Origin of the sequence: Streptomyces sp. NPDC051217 (assembly GCF_044455465.1) — a bacterium.
Taxonomy (GTDB): domain Bacteria; phylum Actinomycetota; class Actinomycetes; order Streptomycetales; family Streptomycetaceae; genus Streptomyces.
The window spans coordinates 79,794-101,201 of sequence record NZ_JBITEV010000019.1; the positions used below are offsets into that span (position 1 = coordinate 79,794).

23 protein-coding genes and 1 pseudogene are annotated in these 21,408 nt (G+C 71.4%); 11 read left to right on the plus strand and 13 right to left on the minus strand.

From position 1 onward, the window contains the following. Positions 1–40 precede the first annotated feature (40 nt). The 4 genes from ACIBBB_RS31800 to ACIBBB_RS31815 all read right to left on the minus strand — a co-directional run bounded on the left by ACIBBB_RS31800 (position 41) and on the right by ACIBBB_RS31815 (position 4,329). Positions 41–1,150, minus strand: coding sequence for an NAD(P)-dependent alcohol dehydrogenase (locus tag ACIBBB_RS31800; RefSeq protein WP_398988156.1), 1,110 nt, complete (start codon positions 1,148–1,150; stop codon positions 41–43). Continuing rightward, complete coding sequence (locus ACIBBB_RS31805; RefSeq protein ID WP_398988158.1) at positions 1,147–2,556, minus strand: aldehyde dehydrogenase family protein; 1,410 nt, start codon at positions 2,554–2,556, stop codon at positions 1,147–1,149. The genes ACIBBB_RS31800 and ACIBBB_RS31805 overlap by 4 nt, the downstream gene beginning before the upstream one ends. Positions 2,557–2,564: 8 nt before the next feature. Further along, a complete protein-coding gene (locus tag ACIBBB_RS31810) occupies positions 2,565–3,341 on the minus strand; it encodes a (5-formylfuran-3-yl)methyl phosphate synthase (RefSeq protein WP_398988160.1) in 777 nt (258 codons plus the stop codon). 238 nt (positions 3,342–3,579) lie between these two features. Then, entirely contained in the window at positions 3,580–4,329 is a 750-nt protein-coding gene (locus ACIBBB_RS31815; protein ID WP_398988162.1) for a TVP38/TMEM64 family protein, read from the minus strand. Positions 4,330–4,469: 140 nt separating this feature from the next. On the opposite strand from ACIBBB_RS31815, the gene ACIBBB_RS31820 reads away from it, so the two are divergent. From ACIBBB_RS31820 to ACIBBB_RS31835, 4 genes and pseudogenes are all read left to right on the plus strand, one after another. Then, on the plus strand, positions 4,470–5,168 hold the full coding sequence (locus tag ACIBBB_RS31820) for a DNA alkylation repair protein (protein ID WP_398988165.1): 699 nt from the start codon (positions 4,470–4,472) through the stop codon (positions 5,166–5,168). 97 nt (positions 5,169–5,265) lie between these two features. Then, positions 5,266–5,403, plus strand: a complete 138-nt coding sequence (locus ACIBBB_RS31825; protein WP_355187196.1) for a hypothetical protein — start codon at positions 5,266–5,268, stop codon at positions 5,401–5,403. Between the two features lie 96 nt (positions 5,404–5,499). Beyond that, a pseudogene (gene tuf, locus ACIBBB_RS31830) lies at positions 5,500–6,674 on the plus strand (elongation factor Tu). A gap of 96 nt (positions 6,675–6,770) precedes the next feature. Then, entirely contained in the window at positions 6,771–7,616 is an 846-nt protein-coding gene (locus ACIBBB_RS31835) for a spermidine synthase (protein WP_398988167.1), read from the plus strand. Positions 7,617–7,712: 96 nt separating this feature from the next. Here the strand turns inward: ACIBBB_RS31835 and ACIBBB_RS31840 are convergent, their stop codons facing one another. Continuing rightward, positions 7,713–8,768, minus strand: a complete 1,056-nt coding sequence (locus tag ACIBBB_RS31840; protein WP_398988169.1) for a hypothetical protein — start codon at positions 8,766–8,768, stop codon at positions 7,713–7,715. 93 nt (positions 8,769–8,861) lie between these two features. Here ACIBBB_RS31840 and ACIBBB_RS31845 point away from each other — a divergent pair, with 93 nt between their 5' ends. Together ACIBBB_RS31845 and ACIBBB_RS31850 are read left to right on the plus strand one after the other, a co-directional pair. Further along, positions 8,862–9,314, plus strand: a complete 453-nt coding sequence (locus tag ACIBBB_RS31845) for a DUF4442 domain-containing protein (RefSeq protein ID WP_398988171.1) — start codon at positions 8,862–8,864, stop codon at positions 9,312–9,314. A gap of 223 nt (positions 9,315–9,537) precedes the next feature. Then, the gene (locus tag ACIBBB_RS31850; protein ID WP_398988173.1) at positions 9,538–10,224 is read left to right on the plus strand and encodes a DedA family protein; all 687 of its coding nucleotides are present in this window, start codon (positions 9,538–9,540) and stop codon (positions 10,222–10,224) included. 10 nt (positions 10,225–10,234) lie between these two features. Here the strand turns inward: ACIBBB_RS31850 and ACIBBB_RS31855 are convergent, their stop codons facing one another. Then, positions 10,235–10,765, minus strand: a complete 531-nt coding sequence (locus tag ACIBBB_RS31855; RefSeq protein WP_398988175.1) for a gamma carbonic anhydrase family protein — start codon at positions 10,763–10,765, stop codon at positions 10,235–10,237. Between the two features lie 205 nt (positions 10,766–10,970). Between ACIBBB_RS31855 and ACIBBB_RS31860 the strand changes: the two genes are divergently transcribed. After that, positions 10,971–12,197: a cytochrome P450 gene (locus ACIBBB_RS31860; RefSeq protein ID WP_398988177.1), complete on the plus strand. Its 1,227-nt coding sequence runs from the start codon at positions 10,971–10,973 to the stop codon at positions 12,195–12,197. An 83-nt stretch (positions 12,198–12,280) separates the two neighbouring features. On the opposite strand, the gene ACIBBB_RS31865 is transcribed toward ACIBBB_RS31860, so the two are convergent. From ACIBBB_RS31865 to ACIBBB_RS31885, 5 genes are all read right to left on the minus strand, one after another. Next, complete coding sequence (locus ACIBBB_RS31865; RefSeq protein ID WP_398988179.1) at positions 12,281–13,579, minus strand: cytochrome P450; 1,299 nt, start codon at positions 13,577–13,579, stop codon at positions 12,281–12,283. Continuing rightward, positions 13,576–14,190 carry a GTP-binding protein gene (locus tag ACIBBB_RS31870; protein WP_398988181.1) on the minus strand — a complete coding sequence of 205 codons (615 nt, stop codon included), beginning with the start codon at positions 14,188–14,190 and terminating at the stop codon, positions 13,576–13,578. Before ACIBBB_RS31870 ends, ACIBBB_RS31865 begins: the two co-directional genes overlap by 4 nt. Then, positions 14,171–14,530, minus strand: coding sequence for a DUF742 domain-containing protein (locus ACIBBB_RS31875; protein WP_398988183.1), 360 nt, complete (start codon positions 14,528–14,530; stop codon positions 14,171–14,173). Before ACIBBB_RS31875 ends, ACIBBB_RS31870 begins: the two co-directional genes overlap by 20 nt. Next, the gene (locus tag ACIBBB_RS31880) at positions 14,527–14,958 is read right to left on the minus strand and encodes a roadblock/LC7 domain-containing protein (RefSeq protein WP_398988185.1); all 432 of its coding nucleotides are present in this window, start codon (positions 14,956–14,958) and stop codon (positions 14,527–14,529) included. The genes ACIBBB_RS31875 and ACIBBB_RS31880 overlap by 4 nt, the downstream gene beginning before the upstream one ends. Before the next feature lie 156 nt (positions 14,959–15,114). Beyond that, positions 15,115–16,935: a sensor histidine kinase gene (locus ACIBBB_RS31885; RefSeq protein ID WP_398988187.1), complete on the minus strand. Its 1,821-nt coding sequence runs from the start codon at positions 16,933–16,935 to the stop codon at positions 15,115–15,117. A 364-nt stretch (positions 16,936–17,299) separates the two neighbouring features. Here ACIBBB_RS31885 and ACIBBB_RS31890 point away from each other — a divergent pair, with 364 nt between their 5' ends. Then, on the plus strand, positions 17,300–18,043 hold the full coding sequence (locus ACIBBB_RS31890; RefSeq protein ID WP_398988189.1) for an acyltransferase: 744 nt from the start codon (positions 17,300–17,302) through the stop codon (positions 18,041–18,043). Positions 18,044–18,065: 22 nt separating this feature from the next. On the opposite strand, the gene ACIBBB_RS31895 is transcribed toward ACIBBB_RS31890, so the two are convergent. Further along, positions 18,066–18,932, minus strand: coding sequence for an EamA family transporter (locus ACIBBB_RS31895; RefSeq protein WP_398988191.1), 867 nt, complete (start codon positions 18,930–18,932; stop codon positions 18,066–18,068). Between the two features lie 95 nt (positions 18,933–19,027). Between ACIBBB_RS31895 and ACIBBB_RS31900 the strand changes: the two genes are divergently transcribed. Continuing rightward, positions 19,028–19,600, plus strand: coding sequence for a helix-turn-helix domain-containing protein (locus ACIBBB_RS31900; protein WP_398988193.1), 573 nt, complete (start codon positions 19,028–19,030; stop codon positions 19,598–19,600). Between the two features lie 53 nt (positions 19,601–19,653). Further along, a complete protein-coding gene (locus ACIBBB_RS31905) occupies positions 19,654–20,217 on the plus strand; it encodes a YbaK/EbsC family protein (protein WP_398988195.1) in 564 nt (187 codons plus the stop codon). Between the two features lie 36 nt (positions 20,218–20,253). Here the strand turns inward: ACIBBB_RS31905 and ACIBBB_RS31910 are convergent, their stop codons facing one another. Next, positions 20,254–20,661: a CoA-binding protein gene (locus ACIBBB_RS31910; RefSeq protein ID WP_398988197.1), complete on the minus strand. Its 408-nt coding sequence runs from the start codon at positions 20,659–20,661 to the stop codon at positions 20,254–20,256. A 78-nt stretch (positions 20,662–20,739) separates the two neighbouring features. Here ACIBBB_RS31910 and ACIBBB_RS31915 point away from each other — a divergent pair, with 78 nt between their 5' ends. Beyond that, positions 20,740–21,366 carry a YigZ family protein gene (locus ACIBBB_RS31915; RefSeq protein WP_398988199.1) on the plus strand — a complete coding sequence of 209 codons (627 nt, stop codon included), beginning with the start codon at positions 20,740–20,742 and terminating at the stop codon, positions 21,364–21,366. Positions 21,367–21,408 lie beyond the last annotated feature (42 nt).

The window sequence follows — 21,408 nt, forward strand, 5'->3', positions numbered from 1 at the left end:
TACGGATGAGGGGCCGGCGATCAGATGGGCGGCCGCGCGTTCATCGCTCCCCGCCCTCCGGAATGAGGACGGGTTTGACGACACGGCCCGCTTCGCAATCGCGTTCGGCCTCGTTGATGTCGGCGAGCGGGTACGTACGGATCAGTTGGTCGAAAGGAAACAGCCCGGCCCGCCACAGCCCGGTCAGCCGCGGAATCAGCAGCCCTGGCACCGCGTCCCCCTCGCAGATGTGGGAGATCCTCCGGCCCCGGTCCAGCGTCCCCGGTTCGAGCGGCAGCGCGGTGTGGAACCGTGCCACCAGGCCGAGGTGACCGGTCGGGCGCAGGGCCCTGAGTGCGTCGTTGATCAGCGGTGCGGAGCCGGTGGTGTCCAACGCGTACTGCGCGCCGCCCTCGGTCAGCCGCCTCATACGGTCGGGCAGACCCACCGACGCGGCGTCCAGCGGGACCGCGCCCAGCCGCTCGGCGAGGGCCAGCCGCTCCGGCTGCCGGTCGACGGCCACGGTCACCGCCCCGGCGGCGGTGGCCGCCATCACCGCGGCCAGGCCCACCGCTCCCGCGCCGAGGACCGCGATCGTGTCGCCGGGGCCGGCGCCGAAGGAGTTGATGACCGCCCCGGCGCCGGTGAGGAAGCCGCAGCCGAGCGGTCCGAGCAGTTCGACGGGCAGCGAGGGATCGACCCGCACCGCGTTGCGGGCCGGGACCATCGCGTACTCGGCGAACGAGGACTGGCCGAACCACCGGGGGGCCAGTTCGCCCCCGGCCGCGTCGGTGAACCGTGCCGCGTTCTCCGCGCGCCCTCCGTAGAGGTTGAGCGCGGCGAAGGAGTCGCAGTAGGCGGGGGCCGCGCCCGTACAACTCCGGCACCGTCCGCAGGAGTCGAAGCTCAGCACGACATGGTCGCCGACGCTCGGACCGGTGGCCTGGCCGCCCGTCTCGACCACCACCCCGGCCCCCTCGTGGCCGAGCACGGCGGGCAACGGCGAGCGGCCCGCCGAACGACGGACCGCGAGATCGGTCCGGCACATCCCGCAGCCCGCGATCCTGACCAGGATCTCGCCGTCGGCCGGTCCCGCGTTCAGGATCACCTCCTCAAGGGCGAAACGGTTCTCGTACGAGCGCAGGACCGCCGCGCCGAACCTCCTTCTCACGCCGCCCCCGGACGGTGCACGACAAACGGCCTGAGGTTTCCGTAGAGCCCCCACGGCCCGCCCGCGACGCCGACACCGCTGTCCTTGATGCCCGCGAACGGCTGGGCGAGGGAGAGCTCCGCGTGATGGTTGATCCACGCCGTCCCGCACTCCAGCCGGTCGGCCACCGCCTCGGCCCGGTCGAGATCGGTCCCCCATACGGAGCCGCCCAGCCCGAAGCCGGTGCCGTTGGCCGCCTCGACGGCCTCGTCGAGGCTCCCGTACGGCAGCACCGGCAGGACCGGGCCGAACTGCTCCTCCGTCACCACAGTGCCGGCAGGCGGGACATCGGCCAGGATCGTCGGGGCGAAGAAGTAGCCCGGCCGGTCCAGCCGGTGGCCGCCGGTCACGGCTCGGGCGCCCGCCGACACGGCCTGGTCCACGCACCGTTCCACTCTGGCCAGTTGAGCCGCGTTGTTGACCGGCCCCAGCTGCGAGCCCGGGTCGAGCCCGGCTCCGACGACCACGGCCCTGGCGTGCTGTGCGAGGGCCTCTACCACCCGCGAGTAGAGCCGGGCCGGGGCGTAGACCCGCTTGACCGCCACGCAGACCTGCCCGCAGTTGCGGAACGCGGCCCAGAACAGCCGCTCCGCGATCCGCTCCACATCGACATCGTCCAGCAGGACAGCGGCGTCGTTGCCGCCCAGTTCCAGGGTGACCCGGGCGAGCGAGGCCGCCGCGCCCTCCGCGACGGCCCGCCCGGTGGCGACCGAGCCGGTGAAGGTCACATGACGGATCCCCGGGTGGGACGCGAGGCGGGCGCCGAGGGGTTCGTGCCCCGTGACGACCGTCAGTACGTCCTCGGGGAGGGCGCCGGCGACGACTGACCCCAGCAGCCGGGTGGCGAGGGGCGTGAACGGGGAGGGCTTGAGCACCATCGTATTGCCCGCCGCGAGCGCGGGCGCGAACTTCGCCGACGCGAGCTGGAGGGGGAAGTTCCACGGAACGATCGCGGCGGTGGGCCCGAGCGGTCGCCAGCGGACCTCGCTGCGTACCGGCCGACCGTCCATGATCTTCCGGGGCCGGGGCCGGGGGACCAACTCGGCGAAGTAGCGCAGGCGCGCCGCCGTGCGGGCGACCTCCGCGTACGACTCGGCCAGGGGTTTGCCCTGTTCCCGGGTGAGCAGCGGAGCGAGGTCGGCCCCGGCCGCCTCCACGGCGTCGGCGGCCGTGAGCAATGCCTTGGAACGGGCGAGGGAGTCGGACCGCCAGCCGCGCCAGGCCTCGTGAGCCCGCTCGACGACGGTGTCCAACTCCTCCGGCCGCCGGGCGGGAGCCTCGTCGAAGGCCTCGCCCGTCGCCGGATCGAGGACGGCGAAGCGCTCACCGCCGGCCGCCGTCGCGCGACCGCGCGGGCTTGTCGGCATGCCGGCGGTCAGCTCGCGGCGGCGACGGTCGCCGCGTGCTCGTGGGCATGCCGGTCCATCTCCGCCCGGAAGGCTGCCACCAGATGCGGCTGGATCCTTCCGGTGGTGCGGTCACCTCCCTCGCAGACCGCCCCGCGTACGCCCACGATGTCCGTGCCGATGCGCGTCAGCGCGGCGAGGTCGGCCGCCTTGACGCTGCCCGCGAGGGCGGCCAGCAGACCGGCCTCGTGGGCCAGCCTGACGAACTCCGCGCAGACGTCGGGCGGCAGGTGGTCGAAGAGCCGGGTCCCGTCCTTGACGGCGGTGTCGAGCATGGCCGCGTCGGAGCCGGACCGGCGGGCGATGTCGGGCAGCGAAAGCGGGTTGACGCAGCCGATCCGGTGGGCGTCGGCGTAGCCGGAGGCGACGACGAACGCGTCCGGACGGTAGTCCTTCACGGCCCGGACGACCCCGCGCATGACATCGGTGGCCTGTTCGGGGGTCGTGCATCCGTAGAGGCCGACCTTGATGTACGTGGCGCCGGAGACAACCGCGCCGAGCGCCGCCTGGGCCACCGTGCCGGGCTTGTACGGTACGTCCCCCACGGTGGCGGACACCGGCTTGTCCGCCGGGACCGCGTCACGGATCTCCTTGATGACCCAGGGGAAGTTCGCGCCGAGCGAGCCCTCGGCCGGTCTTTTGACATCGACGATGTCGAGGTGCTCCGCCGCCTTCGCGCAGTCGAGGGCCTCTTCGACACCGTCGGGAGAGATGAGAAGCAACACCGTGGGTTCCTTCCACCGCATGTCCTCCTGCCGGAGGGCAGGTATGCGGAGTCGTCTGGATCACGTGCGGTGCGCTCATCATTTCCGGGGCCCCATGATTCGCGGCAGGGCGCGCGGAGTACCGGACGGGTCATTGCCCCGCCCCGCCCACGCCCCCGGCGTGCGCAGGAACTCGCCCCGACCGGGGGGCCCACAGACGTTCCAGGTCCTGTCCGGCGGATCTTCGCGTCCTGGCCGACGAAGACCCGCCGGACAGGGCCTAGGCGACCGGCTCCGGTACCCGTTCCTCCGTGGGGGGCCGGGGCGCCGGGGCGAGGCGCAGGCGGTGGCGTTTGCGCCAGGCGACCACCGCCGCCGCGGCCCCCGTCAGCACGATGAAGCCCATCGAGACCAGGAACGCCGGCGACGTCGGCGACCCCGCCTCGCTTCCCGCGACCACGTACGCGGCCGTGTTCGGGATCGTCCCGAGGGCCGTCGCCAGCAGATACGACCGCCAGCGCATACGCGATATCGCCGCACAGTAGTTGGCGGCCTGGAACGGCACCCCGGGGAACAGCCGGATCACCATCATCGAGCGGAAGCCGTGCTTGCTCAACTGCCCGTCCGCCGCCGTCAGCCAGCGGCCCCGCAGCAGCGGACGCAGCGCCTCCTGACCGAGGAAACGGCCGAGCCCGAACGCGATCGCCCCGCCCAGCACCGTGCCCGCCATGGCCGCCGGGAGCCCCAACTGCGAACCGAACACAGCGCCCGCCGCGAGATTCAGCAGCGGACGCGGTACGAAGGCCGCCGTGCACAGCCCGTACGCGAGGGAGAACAGCACCACGGCGACGCCGCCGCTCAGCTCCGGCCAGCCGGCCGAGACGAGCTTCTGCGGCTCGTAGACCAGCACCGCGGCCCCCGCGCACGCCAGCACGAGTACCAGAAGAGAGAGCCTGGACCAGGGTGAGAGCAGCACCCTCGTACAGCGGACCGTAAGGCCGGCGAACGACCTGTCGACAGGGTCGAGCATGCGGGGAGACTAACCGACGAGGAGTTGTGATCGCCGTCAAGGGCCGCGAGACAAGCGCCACTCGGGACTCGACCCGGTCCCCTTCGGGGACGTACGCCGGCCCCCGCCCATTGTCGGTGGCGGCGCATAGCCTGCACGCCATGACCCTCGCTCCGCCGCCCAGCGCGCTCGCCGACACCGTCCTCGAACGGCTCACCGTCGGCTATGCCACAGCCGCCGATCCGGTACAGGCCGAGCGGTCCGCCGCCTATCTCAAGGGCGTCGCCCCCTTCCTCGGCATCCCCGCACCCGAACGCCGCGCGCTGTCACGGCAGGTGCTCGACTCACTGCCGCGTCCTGAGGAGACGGACTGCGCGGCGATCGCGCTGCGCTGCTGGGAGCTGCCCGAACGGGAGTACCAGTACTTCGCGGTCGACTACCTCCGCCGATACGTCGGGCGCCTGTCGTCCGGCTTCCTCCCGGTCGTACGGCATCTGGTCTCCACGGCGCCCTGGTGGGACACCGTCGACCTCCTCGCCGCCCATCTCGCGGGTGGGCTGGTCGCCGCAGACCGCGCGCTCGTGACCGAGATGGACGCCTGGATCGAGGACGAGAACCTCTGGATCGCGCGCACCGCGCTGCTGCACCAGCTCACCTACAAGCAGGCAACGGACACCGAGCGGCTGTTCGGCTACTGCCTCCGGCAGTCCGGGCACCCCGACTTCTTCATCCGCAAGGCGATCGGCTGGTGCCTGCGCGAGTACGCCAAGACGGATCCCGCCGCCGTCCAGGGCTTCGTGGCGGGTGCCCGCGACCGGCTCTCCCCCCTCTCCGTACGCGAAGCCCTGAAGAACCTCTGAAGAACGTCTGAGCGAGGGCGGGTAGCGGGCGGCGGGCGGCGGGCGGCGAAAGAAAACCTGTCGACGGCCCGCCGCCGGGTCGGACATCATCAACGACATGTTCCGGTACGCCTTCCACGCAGCGTCGTCCGCGGTCGCGGACGCGCCGAAGGCTGCCGCATTCCTCGCAGCGCACGCCGAAGCGGCGGCAGCGGAGGCCGCCGCGGCGGCGCCCCTCGACGGCGCCCGAAGCTGACCCTTCCCGGATCGTCCGGCGGACCCCACAGGGGGAGGGTCGGCAAGGCCCCGGGGTCCCTACACGCTTCGAGTTCCTGGAAGGAACACGTCAGCCATGCCCAAGACGGCATACGTGCGCACCAAACCACACCTCAACATCGGCACCATGGGCCATGTCGACCACGGCAAGACCACACTGACCGCGGCCATCACCAAGGTCCTCAGCGAGGGACCGGCACGTTCGTGCCGTTCGACCGCATCGACCGGGCCCCGGAGGAGGCTGCGCGCGGCATCACGATCAACATCGCGCACGTGGAGTACGAGACGGACACCCGGCACTACGCGCACGTCGACATGCCCGGCCACGCCGACTACATCAAGAACATGGTCACCGGCGCCGCCCAGCTCGACGGCGCGATCCTTGTCGTGTCCGCGCTCGACGGGATCATGCCGCAGACCGCCGAGCACGTACTGCTCGCCCGCCAGGTCGGCGTCGACCACATCGTCGTCGCCCTCAACAAGGCCGACGCGGGCGACGACGAGCTGACCGACCTCGTCGAGCTCGAAGTACGCGAACTGCTCAGCGCGCACGGGTACGGCGGGGAGAGCGTCCCCGTCGTCCGGGTCTCCGGGCTCCGGGCGCTGGAGGGCGACCCGCGCTGGACCGAGGCGGTGGTGGCGCTGCTGGACGCGGTCGACACGTACGTGCCGATCCCGGTCAGGTACACGGACGCGCCGTTCCTGCTCCCGGTGGAGAACGTCCTGACCATCACCGGCCGCGGCACGGTCGTCACCGGTGCCGTCGAGCGCGGCACGGTGCGCGTGGGGGACCGGATCGAGGTGCTCGGCGCCGAGTCCGGGCCCCAGCTCAGTACCGTCACCTCGCTGGAGACCTTCGGGAAGCCGATGGAGTCCGCCGAGGCAGGCGACAACGTCGCTCTGCTGCTGCGCGGCATGCCGCGCGACGCGGTCCGCCGGGGCCATGTGGTGGCCGCGCCGGACAGCGTCGTACCGAGCCGGCGCTTCACCGCGCAGGTGTACGTCCTGTCGGCGCGTGAGGGCGGGCGTACGACGCCGGTCACGACGGGCTACCGGCCGCAGTTCTACATCCGTACGGCGGACGTGGTCGGCGACATCGACCTCGGCGAGCTCGCCGTCGCGCGGCCCGGTGACACCGTCACCCTGACCGTGGAGCTGGGCAGGGACGTGCCGCTGGAGTCCGGGCTCGGCTTCGCGATCCGCGAGGGCGGACGCACGGTCGGCGCGGGCACGGTGACCGAGCTGATCTGACCGGACCTGTCGGACGCGCAGGCCGCGCCCTTCTCCTCCACCCCGGAGGGGACGGGCGCGGTCGGCTCCGCACGGCACGGCACGCACAATGGGACGGTGAGCGAAGCCATCCCCGTCATCCGGACCGTCGACCACGGCACCGCCCGACTGCTGCCCGACGTGGACCGCGAACGGGCGTGGCTGCTGACGGTCGACGGCGCGCCCCAGTCGTACGTCGACCTGGACGAACCGACCCATCTCGAATTCGAGTACACCCGGCGCCTCGGGCACGTCGTCGACCGCGCCGCCGACGACGGCGCCCCGCTCACCGTGCTCCATCTCGGCGGCGGGGCCCTCACCCTGCCCCGCTACGTGCACGCCACCCGGCCCGGCTCGGCGCAGGACGTGGTCGACGCCGACGGGGCCCTGCTCGCCCTGGTCGCCGAGGAGTTGCCGCTTCCGGACGACTCCGGGATCACCGTCCACGGCGCCGACGCCCGCGCCTGGCTCGCCACGGCACCGGCCGGTTCGGTGGATCTGCTCATCGCCGACGTCTTCGGCGGCTCACGGGTGCCCGCCCATCTCACGTCCGTGGAGTACGCGCGCTCCGCCGAGCGGGCGCTACGAGCCGACGGCCTCTACGCGGCCAACCTCGCCGACGGTGCGCCTTTCACCTTTCTGAAGTCCCAACTGGCCACCTTCGCCTCGGTGTTCGAGGAGCTGGCACTTATCGCCGAACCGTCGGTGCTGCGCGGACGCCGGTTCGGCAACGCCGTACTCCTCGCCTCGCACGCGCCGATCGACACGGCGGCCCTGGCCCGCCGTACCGCGTCCGACGCCTTTCCCGCGCGTGTCGAACACGGCGCGTCGCTACGGCGGTTCACCGGAGCCGCGCCGATCGTGCGGGACGCCGACGCGGTGCCCTCGCCCGAGCCGCCCGAGGGCGCGTTCAGCATCGGCTGAGTCGGCTGAGCCCCGCGCGGGTGCGCGGGGCTCGGTGCCGGGTGGCGGACAGGACTCCGGTGCCGGAAACGACTCCGGGCATGCCTGGGAACGGGCCTACTTGGCCAGCCGGACCGTGCTCATGATCTTCATCAGCGTGGCGTCCGGGATCTCGTCGTCCACGCCCTTGGCGCCGTACACGACCCAAGTCGTGTAGTCACCCTTGGCGTTGGTGAAGGTGAAGGCGATCGACTTGCCGTCGCTGTCGCACTTCTCCTTCTTGGGAAGGCCCGTGCTCGCGGCCGTCGAGTAGTGCCCCTTGAGCCCCGCCGCGGTCGTGTAGGGCTTGGACTTCTCGACCTTGATCGCCTCCTGCTGCTGGTCCTTAGTGGCTTCCTGGGCGTACGCGGCCCAGACCCAGCTGCCGGACTCGTTGCTGGCGGCGGTCGCCGTGTCCTTGGCGCCCTTGCCGCCCTTGGTGCCCGTCCCGCCGAGACTGACGTCCTCCATCTCGCCGTCCTGGTCGCTGTCCTGCTCGCACCAGTTTGACTTCAGGAAGGCGGGAGCGGAGAAGGTGATGGCGGGCGAGCCGTCACCCTTCTCGACGTCCTCGAAGCCCGAGAAGGTGTCGGGCTTCTCGACCACCCAGTCGGCGGGGACGTCGAACTGTGTCCCGTGGTTGGGGTTGGTGACGACCTTCCAGCCCGCGATCGTGGGCTTGCCGACGCTCGACCCGTCGCGCGGGTTGTCCGGCGCCGACGGCTTCGTCTTCGGCTCCTTCGACTCGGACGCCTTCGGGTCCTCGGCGACGTTCGCGCTCTCGTCGTCGCCCTGCGTCACGAAGAAGCCCGTGGCGGCGGCAGCCACGACGACCGCCGACGCCGCGATGATCGCGACCGTCTTCGTGCGCTTCTTGTCCTGCGAGGGACCGGGGCCGTCCGGCCCGCCCGTCTGCCCCGGAACCGCGTACTGGGGCACGGTCGGCTGCTGGTACGGGTTGGGCTGCTGGGCTCCCGGCTGCTGCGGGTAGCCGGGCTGCTGCTGGTAACCAGGCTGCTGGTATCCCGGCTGTTGGTAGGGATTCGGCTGCTGGTACCCCGGCTGCTGGTACGGGTTCGGATTCGGATCCTGCGGGTTTGGCTCGCCCCCGGGCGGCTGCTGTCCTGGCCACATGGCGAGTAACGATAGAGGGGTCGTCCCCGCACTGCTACGGCCGCCCTGTCGCAGGATGGCAACTGAGGCTACCCACGGGTAATATCGAGCCGCATGAGTTCTGATCAGATGACCGTCGGCGAGATGCTCGCCGCCACCGTCCCCATGGCGAAGACCCTCAACATGGAGTTCCTCGAAACCACCGCCGAGCGCGCCGTCGTACGGCTGCCGGACCAGCCGCCCTTCCACAACCATGTGGGAGGCCCGCACGCCGGCGCGATGTTCACCCTCGGCGACACCGTCAGCGGCGCCGTGGTGCTCGCCGCCTTCGGAGACCAACTCACCCGCGCCGTACCGCTCGTCGTCAAGGCCGAGATCGGCTACAAGAAGCTCGCCATGGGCGTCGTCACGGCGACGGCCACCGTGGACCGGCCGGTGGCGGAGGTCGTCGCCGAACTCGACGAGGGCGGGCGCCCCGAGATACCCGTCACCGTCGTCTTCACCCGCGAGGACGGCGCCGTCACCGGAGAGATGACCATCGTCTGGACGCTGCGTCTCAACACCTGACGGGACCGGCGCCGGCGAGCGGCCCCACGACCGGGGCCGGTCATCGGCGGGTGTCGCGCACAGGTAGGCTGCCCGGCGAGCGCCTGGAAGGCGCTCGCCGGGCAGCGGCACAGCAGCGGCACAGCAGCGGCACAGCAGCGGCACAGCAGCGGCACAGCAGCGGCACAGCAGCGGCACAGCAGCGGCACAGCAGCGGCACATCCGACACGGAAGGAATCCGGTCTTGCACGTCCAGGAGTGGCTGGAGACCGTACCCGCGATCAGCGTCTACATCCTGGTCGGCGTCGTGATCGGGCTCGAAAGCCTCGGCATCCCGCTGCCGGGTGAGATCGTCCTCGTCAGCTCGGCGCTGCTGGCCTCGCAGCACGGTGACATCGACCCGTACATCCTCGGCGCGTGCGCCACCGCGGGCGCGATCATCGGGGACTCGATCGGCTACGCCATCGGCCGCAAGGGCGGCCGGCCACTGCTCGCCCGGCTCGGGAAGAAGTTCCCGAGCCACTTCGGAGAGCCGCAGATCGCGATGGCCGAGCGGTCGTTCCAGAAGTGGGGCATGTGGGCCGTCTTCTTCGGCCGGTTCGTCGCACTGCTGCGGATCTTCGCCGGGCCGCTCGCGGGTGTGCTGCGCATGCCGTACTGGAAGTTCCTCATCGCCAACGTCCTCGGCGGAATCCTCTGGGCCGGCGGCACGACCGCCGTCGTCTACTCGGTGGGTGTCGTCGCCGAGGCATGGCTGAAGCGCTTCTCCTGGCTGGGCCTCGTACTCGCCGTGCTGATCGGCATCACCTCGATGCTCGTCATCAAGAACCGGGCCAAGAAGGCGTCGACGCAGGGGCAGGCGGCGGCGCGGACGTCGGCCACGGACGGGCCTGGCCCGCTCGACCCGGAGCCCGTACCCGCCGTCGACTGACGTCCGGCCGTCAGCCTTCGTACACCGCCCGATGGCGCTCGGCCAGCTCCAGATAGACCGCCGCGTTGAGCTTGATGCCCTCGCGCTCCTCCTCGGTCAGCTCCCGCTTCACCTTCGCGGGCACCCCGGCCACCAGCGAACCCGGCGGTACGCGCATGCCCTTCGGTACGAGCGCCTGGGCCGCGACGAGTGAACCGGCGCCGATGTGCGCCCCGTTGAGCACGGCGGCGCCCATGCCGACCAGTACGTCGTCCTCGACGGTGCAGCCGTGCAGTACCGCGTTGTGCCCCACCGACACACGCTCGCCGAGTGTGACGGGGGAGCCGACGTCGACGTGCACGGTGCAGTTGTCCTGGATGTTGCTGTCGGCCCCGATGACGATCGGGCCGCCGTCGGCCCGCAGCACCGTGTGGTACCAGACGCTCGAACCGGCCGCCATGGTCACCTCACCCAGCACCACCGCCGTCGGCGCCACGAACGCCGTCGGATCGATCGCCGGCTCCGTGCCGTCCAGACCCGCGATCAGTGGCCGCTCCGTCATGCCTTCTCCTCCGGTGCCGTTCGGTATCGCCTGCCGCGTCGCACTGTTTCGTACGACGGGTGTCGCCGTGCGCGTACCGGAACCGTAAGCGACGATCCCGCACGCTCCGGCACCAGGCGGGCCGGCACACCTCTGGCTCATCTGACGGCCAATCAATAGCCTTGCGGGAGTGAAATGTCGCCGTCCCTTTGAGCGAGGGAGCTCCATGGCCACCGCACAGCAGGTCCCCGACATCCTGTCGGCCGAGTTCGCCGAGAATCCGTATCCCGCCTACCGCCTGATGCGCGAGAGCGCGCCGCTGATCTGGCACGAGGCCACCAAGAGCTACATCATCTCGCGGTACGAGGACGTGGAACGGGCCTTCAAGGACAAGGCGTCGGCGTTCACCACCGAGAACTACCACTGGCAGATCGAGCCCGTGCACGGGAAGACGATCCTCCAGCTGAGCGGCCGCGAACACGCCGTACGCCGCGCGCTCGTCGCACCCGCGTTCCGGGGCAGCGACCTGGAGGAGAAGTTCCTGCCGGTCATCGAGAGCAACAGCCGCCGGCTCATCGACACCTTCCGGCACACCGGAAGCGTCGACCTGGTGGACGCTTTCGCGACCCGCTTCCCCGTCAACGTCATCGCCGAGATGCTGGGGCTCGACCAGGCGGACCACGCCCGCTTCCACGGCTGGTACACCGCCGTCATCGCCTTCCTCGGCAATCTCTCCGGTGATCCCGAGGTGACCGCGGCGGGTGAACGGACCCGGATCGAGTTCGCCGAGTACATGATCCCGGTCATCCGCGCCCGCCGGGAGAATCTGGGCGACGACCTGCTCTCGACCCTCTGCGCCGCCGAGGTCGACGGGGTGCGGATGAGCGACGAGGACATCAAGGCGTTCTGCAGTCTGCTGCTCGCGGCCGGCGGCGAGACCACCGACAAGGCGATCGCCTCGATCTTCGCGAATCTGCTGGTCCACCCGGAACAGCTCGCAGCCGTACGCGAGGACCGGAGCCTGATAGACCGGGCGTTCGCGGAGACCCTGCGGTTCACCCCGCCGGTGCACATGATCATGCGGCAGACGGCCGAGGAGGTCACGCTCAGCGGCGGCACCATACCCGCGGGCGCCACCGTCACCTGCCTCATAGGCGCCGCCAACAGGGACGGCGACCGCTTCGCCGAACCCGACACCTTCAACCTCTTCCGGGACGACCTGACGACGACCACCGCGTTCTCCGCCGCCGCGGACCACCTGGCCTTCGCGCTCGGGCGGCACTTCTGCGTGGGCGCGCTGCTGGCCAGGGCGGAGGTCCGGGTGGGCGTGGGACAACTGCTCGACGCGATGCCCGATCTGCGGCCGGCCAAGGGGTTCGACCCGGTCGAGCAGGGCGTGTTCACGCGCGGTCCGCAATCGCTGCCGGTGGAGTTCACGCCGGTCGCGAGCTGACCGCGCCGCGGCTTGACGCTTTCTCGGTCGTCGTACTGGCTGCTCCTCCGACCCCGTACGACGACGGAGGACGGCGACACGGCCTAACCCACCACCGGGGTGAACTCCACCGGCAGCGCCGTCAGACCGCGCATCCAGATCGACGGCCGCCACGTCAACTCGCCCGGCTCCACGGCCAGTACGACATCCGGCAGCCGCTCCAGCAGCGTCTCGACCGCCGTACGGGCGATCACGTCGGCCAGCAGCGGCGCCGGATACGGACACCGGTGCTCGCCGTTGCTGAAGGACAGATGCGCCGAGTTCTCCGCGCCGATACGACCCTCCGGCCAGATCCGCGGATCGGTGTTGGCCGCCGCCAGCCCGAGCACCAGACAGTCGCCCGCCCTGATGTGCCGCCCGCCCAGCTGGGTGTCGCGGACCGCCCACCGGCCGATAAAGTTCTGCGTCGGAGTGTCCAGCCACAGCACCTCGTTGAGCGCCTGGCCGACACTCAGCCGCCCGCCCGACACGTTTAGCGCGAACCGGTCGTCGGTCAGCAGCAGACGCAGCGTGTTGCAGATCCAGTTGGCCGTCGGCTGCTGCGCCGCCGCGATGACGGAGATCAGATCCTGCACGATCTCCTCGTCCGCCAGACCCGCCGGATGCCCCAGCATCCGCGAGGTGACGTCCGAGCCCGGCCGGGCCCGTTTGTCCTTCACCAGCCGCTGGATGCGCTCCTGCACCCGTACGTACGCCGACACCGGATCGTCGCCCTCCGCCGCGTCCAGGGACACCCGTAGATCGCGTACGAGCTCCTCGGTGTCGGCGGCGCCGGCCGGCATGCCGCACATCTGGACGGCGGCCCGCATCGGCAGAGCGTGGGCGTACGAGGCCATCAACTCGGCGTCCCCGACGCCCGCGAACACATCGATCAGCTGCTCGGCGATCTGATGGCAGTCATGGGCCAGTTCGAACTGGTCGACCGCCTCCAGGGCCCGGGTGATGACGCCGGCCCGCCGCTTGTGCTCGGCGCCCTCGGCGAACAGCACCGACGGCTGGTGGCCGACGTACGGCAGCAGCGGCCAGTTCGGGGGGATCGCCGCCCATTGGTTCCAGCGGCGGGAGTCCCGGGCGAACAGCTCGTCGTGGCTGGTGACATAGGTGACCTCGGAGTAGCCGAGGACCAGCCAGGCGGGGATCCCGCCGTCCAGCAGGACGGGCGCCACCGGGCCGTGCTCGCGGCGCAGGCCGCGGTAGAGCTGGGACGGTGTCTGCTGGAACTCAAGACCGCTCAGCGGCACCGAGTCGGGGTGCGCGGCGGGGCAGCCGGGCGGCGGCTGCGCCTCGGGGAGCGGGCCCGGCTCGTCGAGGGCTTCGGGGTGGGGGGCGTACGGATCGGTCATGGCGTCAACTCCCGTGCCATCGCCAGTTCGTAAAGGTGGTCCACGAGAGCGATCAGGACGTTCTTGCCGGACGAGCGGACCCGTGCGTCGCAGTTGATCAGCGGGACGTGGTCGGGCAGTGACAGTGCCTGCCGGATCTCGTCGAGCGAGAACGAGGAGACGTCGTTGTCGAACCGGTTGACCGCGACCACGAACGGCGTCTTGTGATGCTCCAGCCGGTCGATCGCGTACCAGGACTCGCTCATCCGGCGGGTGTCGACCAGGACGACCGCGCCAAGCGTGCCCGAGAACAGGCGGTCCCACAGGAACCAGAACCGCTCCTGGCCGGGCGCGCCGAACAGATAGAGCACCACCCGTTCGGTGAGGCTGATCCGGCCGAAGTCGAAGGCGACCGTCGTCGTGGTCTTCGTGGTGAGACCGGCGGTCTCGTCGACACCGACACCGGCCTGCGTCATCACCTCCTCGGTGTTGAGCGGACGGATCTCGCTCACCGACCGGACGAGGGTCGTCTTACCGACCCCGAATCCGCCCACGATCACGATCTTGAGTCCGGTCTCGGCGGCGTCGGCCAGGGGGGTCCGGGCGGGCAGCTCAGAGGTTGCGGAGTCCATGGAGCACCTCCTTCAAGAGGGCAGAGTCGGGCAGGGCGGAGACGGACCGCGCCGCGCGCGGATGGCGGGCGGTGATGCGGCCCGTCGCCCGGAGGTCGCCGAGCAGGATCCGTACGACGGTCACCGGCAGTCTCAGCTCCGCCGAGATCTCCACGACCGCCGTCGGGTGACGGCAGAGTTCGAGGATCGCGCGGTGTTCCGACTGCGTTCCCTGGGTCGGCGCGCACTCGCTGACGATCAGTGTGACCAGGTCGAACGCGTCGTGGTCGGCGCGGCTGCGGCCACCGGTGACGGTGTACAGCCGGTCGGGATCGCCGATGTCGACGGGCCTGCGGATCATGAGGGGGCGATCTCGGAGGCCACCGGGGTCCGGGGCTCGGCGCGCAGATGCTCGCCGATCTGGTCGACCAGCTCGGTCATCTGATGGCCGACCACGCCCGGGTCGGCGCCGTCGGCGGCCACCACCGCGAGATGCGCGCCGTCGCCCGCCTCCACGATGAAGAGCAGGCCGCCGTGGAACTCCGTCATCGAGTGGCGTACGCCGCCCGTGCCGTCACCGAACTCGACGGAGGCGCCCTGCGCGAGGGCCTGGATGCCCGAGCAGATCGCCGCCAGCTGGTCGGCCTGGTCGAGCGTCAGATGGCGGCTCCAGCAGAGCTTGAGACCGTCGCGCGACAGCACCAGGGCGTGCCGGGTGCCGGGGGTGCGCTCCAGCAGGCTCTCCAGGAGCCAGGTCAGGCTGTTGTCAGTCGTCGGAAGGGGGTGCATGGGTTGCGTGGGGCGGGATCCGCCGGGGGAAGCGGATCGTCGGCCCGTGCCTCCAATCTCACGTTCTCGCGTTGCTCGTTCGCTGACGGGGTGGGCGCCGGCCGTGCCGGTGCTTCCGGGGCCGCTTCCGGCGCCGTACGGGGAACGACGAGGGCCTCATGAGGTGTCGCCCGACCTCGGCTCCTGCCCGGGCTCCTGCCCGGGCTCCTGCCCGGCCTTCGTCCGGGGCTCCGTCGTGCCGGGAGCGCCGTCCGCGGGCAGCCGGGAGCGGTGGAAGGCGTCGAACTGCGTTCCGGCGTCGCGCCCGGACGGTACGGGCTTCGGCGCCGCGCCGTCGCGCGTACGGTCCCGCTCACCCGTGCCGTCCGTGGGAGGCCGGTCGCGGTCCGCCGCCGCCATGGTGCGTCCCGGTGGCCGTACGGGCAGTCCGCCCGGCGTCGCCACGCGGGGGCCGTCGACGGGCGCGGCGGGTGACGGCACCGGCGCGGACGGCACCGGCGCGGACGGCACCGGCGCGGACGGCACTGGCGCGGACGGCAGTTCGGCCGGCCGGCGCGTGAGGGCCGGCTCGGGGGCCGTCGGCGCCGGTGCGGGCGCCGCGTGCCGCCCGGACAGTTGGGGCGCCGCGCTCCGGGGCTGGGCGAGGAGCTGCGGCGGAAAGAGGACCACCACTCCGGTGCCGCCGCGTGAGGAGGGACGGAAGTTGACGCTCAGGTTGTACTTCTCGGCGAGCCGCCCGACGACGGCCAGACCGAGCCGGGTGCCCTGGAGCGTCGCCAGGTCGTTCGCCCGTCCCGACACCGACTCCTCGGCGCGGCGCATGGCCGCGTCGGCCATCTTCAGGCCGCTGTCCTCGATGGTCACCACGATGCCCGCCGAGCGTTCCTCGACATAGACGTGCACCTCGTCGATGGGCGGGGAGAAGTTGGCGGCGTTGTCCATCAGTTCGGCCAGCAGGTGCATCACGCCCTCGGCGGCGAATCCCGCGACGGCCGCGGTGCTGGAGCAGTGCAGCCGTACGCGCTGATAGGCGGCGATCCGGCCGACGGCGCCGCGCAGGATGCTCTCCATCCCGATCGGCTTGTTCCAGGCACGGCTCGCCCGGCCGCCCATCAGCAGCGCCAGCCGGTCCGTCATCAGGCCGAGTTGGGAGGTGTTGTGGTCGAGCCGCAGGAGATCGCCGAAGACCTCCTCGCCGTGACGTTCCTGCATCTCGCGGAGGTCGGCGAGCATGCTCACGGCCTTGGCCTGTACCCGGCTCAGGGCTTTGGCGCCGGCCGCCTGGGCCGCGGCGCCGCGCCGCTCACTGACGGCGAAGTCCCGGACGATCGCTTCGGTCAGGACCCGGAGCCGGGGATCGGACGGACGCTTCAGATCGGACAGTACGGTGTCGGCGCCCCGGCCCTCGCAGAGCCCGCCGAGCGCGGTGGGCAGGGTCACCGTCGACAGCAGGTCCAGATCGTCGGCGACCTGGCCCAGCCTGGCCACCGCGGTGTCGTGGTCGGCGAGCGCGGCGGCGACGCGTCGCTCGCCGAGCGCCATCTCGGTGGCGAACGTCCGCAGCACGCGCTCCAGTTGAGGGTCGGCCGGCGGGGGAGTGGCGGCGAGCGTCTCCTCGGTGCTCGCGCCGTCGCGGAGCCGTTTGACCACGGTGGGGAGCGTGACGTTCACCAGATGGGCCGACTCCGCGCCGTTCCTGGCCAGTCGCGCGTGGAGCGCCTGGATCTCGGCGCCTGCCGTCGCCGATCCGCGGCGATGACGCCGCACCGTCAGCACGGCGCCGGCGACGACGGAGGCGAGGACCATCCAGGCGACGACGAGCGTCGTCACCGCCCAACCGCGCGCGGCGGCCGGGGCGGTCGCGGCGGCTGCACCGGCCGCCGCTCCCGCCAGGAGCAGCAGGGCGGGCGGTCCGGCGAGCGACAGGGGGCGCGTTTTGCGTACGCGGTGGGGGCTCGGTGCGACAGGCACTGACATTCCGCGGTCCCTCGGTATTCGAGTGCGGGGGGAACAGACCGGCCGACCGGCGCGCGTCGGCCGTGGTGGGAGGCACCGGTCACCTACCGGAACGGTGATGCTCCGGGTCATGTGTGGCGTTGCCGTGTGTGGCGTTCACGCTACTCAGGCGGCGCGTTGCGGCAGGGGCGCCCGGGGCCAGTGCCCACCAATGAGGGAGTTCGCCGCGAAGTCGCCCACGCGGACGGTGAGGTCGTGGTAGACGCGGGCGGTAGGGCGCGGCACCGCGGGGCGGCCATGGGGGGCTGCCATGGGGCGCGGCCGTGGGGTGAACGTCACAGCAGGGGGCGCCGACCCGCTCCCGCCCCGCCGATACCGTGGGCGGGTGCCCAAGAGCCGAAACACGTTCTCATCGCTGAGCGCCTGGCGCCGCCGCCTTGTCTCGCGCGCCGTCCAGGGCGGCTGGCGGTGGGTCCAGGAGGCGGGCGCGGTCAGCGCGGAGCATCCGGGCAAGCTGCGCTTCCGCCGGATCGGTACCGGGACCCGGCTCGCCTTCCCGCAGGGAACCGTCTTCGGCGAGGCGTGGATCGAGCTGGGTGACCACTGCGTCATAGGTGAACACGTCACCCTGACCGCCGGGATGATGCCCGGCCTCGACCTGGGCGCGGAGCCGATCCTGCGGTTCGGCGACGGCGTCGTCCTCGGCCGTGGCAGCCATGTCATCGCCGACACGGCCGTGACCATAGGCTCGGACACCTACTGCGGGCCGTACGTCTACATCACCTCGACCAACCACAGTTACGACGATCCGCGGGTGCCCGTCGGCAAGCAGTGGCCCCGCACGGAACCGGTCTCCGTGGGGCCGGGCTGCTGGCTGGGCACCGGCGCGGTGATCCTTCCGGGGGCACGGCTGGGGCGCAATGTGGTGGTCGCGGCGGGAGCGGTCGTACGCGGTGAGGTGCCCGACCACTGTGTGGTGGCGGGGGCGCCCGCGCGTGTCGTACGGAGTTGGGACGAGGAGCGGGGCTGGCAGCCGCCGTTGCGTACGCCCGCGCCCGTACCGATCCCGGAGGGTGTCACTCCGGAGCAGTTGCTGGCGCTCTCCGAGCTGGATCCGGACCGGTCCTGATCGGGCCGCTCCGTACGGAGGGTCAGCCCGCCGCCAGCAGGACGGTGCCGATCAGTGCGAGTCCGGCGCCCGCCGCCTGGATCGCGCGCAGTTTCTCCTTGAGGACGCCGCGTGCGGCCAGGGCCGTGATCACCGGATACAGGGAGGCCAGGACGGCCGCGACGGTCACGGGGCCGTTCTGCGCCGCGATCGAGTACGTCCCGTTGGCGGCCACGTCCGCGAGACCGACGAACGCCAGCGCGGGCAGGGCCGTCCGGATCACCCCGCTCCCGCCGACCTCGGGCAGGGCGGGCGCACCCCGCCGTACAGACACGTACAGCGCGGCCCCGCCGACACCGACGTTGGTCACGCGCTGTACGAAGAGTGCCAAAAACAGGCCGGTGACTGTCGTCGACGCCTCGGAGATCAGAGCCATGACCGCGCCGAAGCCGAACGCGGCGACCAGCGTCAGCGCGATCGCCTGGCGCCGGACCGCCGCTCCGCGCAGCTCGGGCCCGCCGGCCAGCACGATGCCCACGACGGCCACGGCGATCCCGGCGACCTGGAGCAGTCCGGGCCGCTCGCCGACGACGAGCCCCACGCCCACCGGTACGACCACGCCGATCGAGGCGAGCGGCGACACCACGCCCATCGGGCCGAGCGCGAGGGCTTTGTAGAAGGCGAGCATGGCGACGGGCCCGACGACTCCGGCGGCGACCGCGTACCAGAGCAGCGGTCCGGCCTCGGACCAGGCGCCGGTCGCGAGGACGATCGCACCGAGGACCACGACGGCTATCGCCTGCGAGACCACGACCACGGTCAGGGCGGGTATGCGCCGGGCGAGCACCCCACCGCCGAAGTCGGCCAGACCCCAGAGCAGGCACGTGGCCAGCGCGAACAGTGCGGTCATGACGCGAACCTCGCCAGTACAGTGTGGTGAACGGTTGGTACACCACACCGTAGTGCAGTCCATTGAACTCTATCATTGAATATATTGGACGGAATGTGTCGGACCTCGATCAGCTGACCCAGTCGCTCGCCCGCAATCTCAAACGGTGGCGCGGCGAGAGAGCATTCACCCTCGACGCCCTGGCGGCCCGGTCGGGCGTCAGCCGGGGCATGATCATCCAGATCGAGCAGGCCCGCACCAACCCCAGTGTCGGCACGACGGTGAAGCTCGCCGACGCGCTCGGCATCAGCATCACCACGCTCCTCGACTACGAGCAGGGCCCGCAGGTCAGGGTCGTACCCGCCGACCAGACCGTCCGTATGTGGTCCACCGAGGCGGGCAGCGCCACCGTCCTGCTGGTCGGAACCGAGGCCCGAGGTCCGCTCGAACTGTGGTCGTGGAAGCTGATGCCGGGCGAACACAGCGACTCCGACGCGCACCCGGAGGGCACGACGGAGCTGCTGCATGTCACCGCGGGTGCGCTGACCCTCGTGGTGGACGGCGTGTCACATCCGGTCGCCGAGGGATCGTCCGCGGTCTTCGAGGCGAACGTGCCGCACACCTACCGCAACGACGGTGAGGTGACGGTCGAGATGACCATGGCGGTCTCCATCCCGCCCGCGCGCTGATCAGCGGGCCGGGCCGTTTCCCGCCTGTCCGGCCGCCTGTTAACTTGACGCCCATGCGCGCCCCCATCGGAGACTTCGACAACGCCCGACCCGCCCCCGACTGCCTCGACCTGCTCACGGAGCCCGTCGCCGCCGCCGTACGGGCCTGGCAGGGCGATGTGCCCGCCGACCAACTGATCTACGTGGACACCGACCCTGAGATCGCGGACACCGCCGCCTTCGTGGAGCACCACGGTGCCGATCTGCTCGGCAGCTCGGCCAACTGCGTCGTCGTCGCGGGCAAGCGCGGCGGCGAGTCCACGCTCGCGGCCTGTCTCGTCCTGTCCCGGACCCGCGTCGACGTCAACGGAGTCGTACGCAAACAACTGGGAGCCCGCAAAGCCTCGTTCGCCCCGATGGACACCGCGACCGGCGAGACGGGCATGGAGTACGGCGGCATCACCCCGATCGGCCTCCCCACCGGCTGGACCCTCCTCGTGGACGCCGCGGTGGTGGACACCGAATGGGTCCTGATCGGCAGCGGCCGCCGCCGGGGCAAGCTGATCGTCCCGGGCAAGGCGTTCGCCACCCTGCCGGGGGTAGCGGTGCTCGACGGCCTGGGGGTCACCACGGCCTGACGACCGCGACCACCATCCGAAGCACTTCCGAGACGCTCAGCCCAGCAGTGGGATCTCGATCGCCGGGCAGCGGTCCATCACCATGTCGAGGCCGGCCGCCCGCGTACGCTCGTACGCCCGGTCGTCGATCACCCCCAGCTGGAACCACACCGCCTTCGCGCCGATCGCGACCGCCTCGTCCGCGACCATGCCCGCCAGTTCGCTGTTGACGAACACGTCCACCACGTCGACCGGGAAAGGGATCTCCGCCAGCGACGCGTACCCCTTCTCGCCGTGGACCGACTCCGCCTTCGGGTGGACCGGGACCACCCGCTTGCCGAAGCGCTGGAGCACCGCCGCCACGCCGTAAGCCGCCCGGGACCTGTTGCCCGACAGGCCCACCACCGCCCAGGTGTCGCCCGTGGAGGTCAGGATTTTGCGGATCGTCTCATCGTCTGCGTACATGCAGGAGACAACCGAGACCACGGTCCCGCAATTCCCCCGCCGTACCCGGACCGGGGGCTGGGGGCCTAGGGTGGCGCGATGCATGAGCAGTACCGCACCGTCGCCCGACGGGGTATCCACGAGACCGAGGCCAACCGGTCGCGCTTCATCTGCGCGCTCGCTCCCGCCACCACCGAAGAGGAGGCGCAGGACTTCGTCGCCGTCGTACGCCGGGAACACCCCACCGCCACACACAACTGCTTCGCCTACGTGATCGGCCCCGACGCCTCCGTACAGAAGGCGAGCGACGACGGGGAGCCCGGTGGCACCGCCGGTGCGCCCATGATGCAGATGCTGATGCGCAGGGACGTGCGTTACGTCGTCGCGGTCGTCACCCGCTACTACGGAGGCGTGAAGCTCGGCGCGGGAGGGCTGATCCGCGCGTACGGAGGCGCCGTGGGTGAAGCCCTCGACGCGGTCGGCACCGTCACCCGGCAGCGCTACCGGCTGGCCACGATCATCGTCGACCACCACCGGGCCGGAAAGCTGGAGAACGAACTCCGGGCCACCGGCCGCGCCGTACGCGACGTGCGGTACGCGGAGATAGTGACCATCGGGATCGGACTGCCGGACGCCGACGTCGACGCCTTCCGGGCCTGGCTCGCCGACACCACCGCCGGAACCGCCCTGCTGGCACTGGGCGGTGAGGCATACGGCGACCTGTGATGCCTGAAGCCACCCGTGATGTCCGACCCCACCGTTACTCTC

Excerpts from the sequence above, each read along its gene's own strand:
- ACIBBB_RS31860 (WP_398988177.1), top strand. The coding sequence starts at position 10,971 with ATGGCCACCGCACAGCAGGTCCCCGACATCCTGTCGGCCGAGTTCGCC.
- ACIBBB_RS31815 (WP_398988162.1), bottom strand. The coding sequence starts at position 4,329 with ATGCTCGACCCTGTCGACAGGTCGTTCGCCGGCCTTACGGTCCGCTGT.
- ACIBBB_RS31870 (WP_398988181.1), bottom strand. The coding sequence starts at position 14,190 with ATGGACTCCGCAACCTCTGAGCTGCCCGCCCGGACCCCCCTGGCCGAC.
- ACIBBB_RS31805 (WP_398988158.1), bottom strand. The coding sequence starts at position 2,556 with ATGCCGACAAGCCCGCGCGGTCGCGCGACGGCGGCCGGCGGTGAGCGC.
- ACIBBB_RS31880 (WP_398988185.1), bottom strand. The coding sequence starts at position 14,958 with ATGCACCCCCTTCCGACGACTGACAACAGCCTGACCTGGCTCCTGGAG.
- ACIBBB_RS31820 (WP_398988165.1), top strand. The coding sequence starts at position 4,470 with ATGACCCTCGCTCCGCCGCCCAGCGCGCTCGCCGACACCGTCCTCGAA.
- ACIBBB_RS31895 (WP_398988191.1), bottom strand. The coding sequence starts at position 18,932 with ATGACCGCACTGTTCGCGCTGGCCACGTGCCTGCTCTGGGGTCTGGCC.
- ACIBBB_RS31855 (WP_398988175.1), bottom strand. The coding sequence starts at position 10,765 with ATGACGGAGCGGCCACTGATCGCGGGTCTGGACGGCACGGAGCCGGCG.
- ACIBBB_RS31865 (WP_398988179.1), bottom strand. The coding sequence starts at position 13,579 with ATGACCGATCCGTACGCCCCCCACCCCGAAGCCCTCGACGAGCCGGGC.
- ACIBBB_RS31915 (WP_398988199.1), top strand. The coding sequence starts at position 20,740 with ATGCATGAGCAGTACCGCACCGTCGCCCGACGGGGTATCCACGAGACC.
- ACIBBB_RS31825 (WP_355187196.1), top strand. The coding sequence starts at position 5,266 with ATGTTCCGGTACGCCTTCCACGCAGCGTCGTCCGCGGTCGCGGACGCG.
- ACIBBB_RS31905 (WP_398988195.1), top strand. The coding sequence starts at position 19,654 with ATGCGCGCCCCCATCGGAGACTTCGACAACGCCCGACCCGCCCCCGAC.
- ACIBBB_RS31885 (WP_398988187.1), bottom strand. The coding sequence starts at position 16,935 with ATGTCAGTGCCTGTCGCACCGAGCCCCCACCGCGTACGCAAAACGCGC.
- ACIBBB_RS31810 (WP_398988160.1), bottom strand. The coding sequence starts at position 3,341 with ATGCGGTGGAAGGAACCCACGGTGTTGCTTCTCATCTCTCCCGACGGT.
- ACIBBB_RS31910 (WP_398988197.1), bottom strand. The coding sequence starts at position 20,661 with ATGTACGCAGACGATGAGACGATCCGCAAAATCCTGACCTCCACGGGC.
- ACIBBB_RS31840 (WP_398988169.1), bottom strand. The coding sequence starts at position 8,768 with ATGTGGCCAGGACAGCAGCCGCCCGGGGGCGAGCCAAACCCGCAGGAT.
- ACIBBB_RS31875 (WP_398988183.1), bottom strand. The coding sequence starts at position 14,530 with ATGATCCGCAGGCCCGTCGACATCGGCGATCCCGACCGGCTGTACACC.
- ACIBBB_RS31845 (WP_398988171.1), top strand. The coding sequence starts at position 8,862 with ATGAGTTCTGATCAGATGACCGTCGGCGAGATGCTCGCCGCCACCGTC.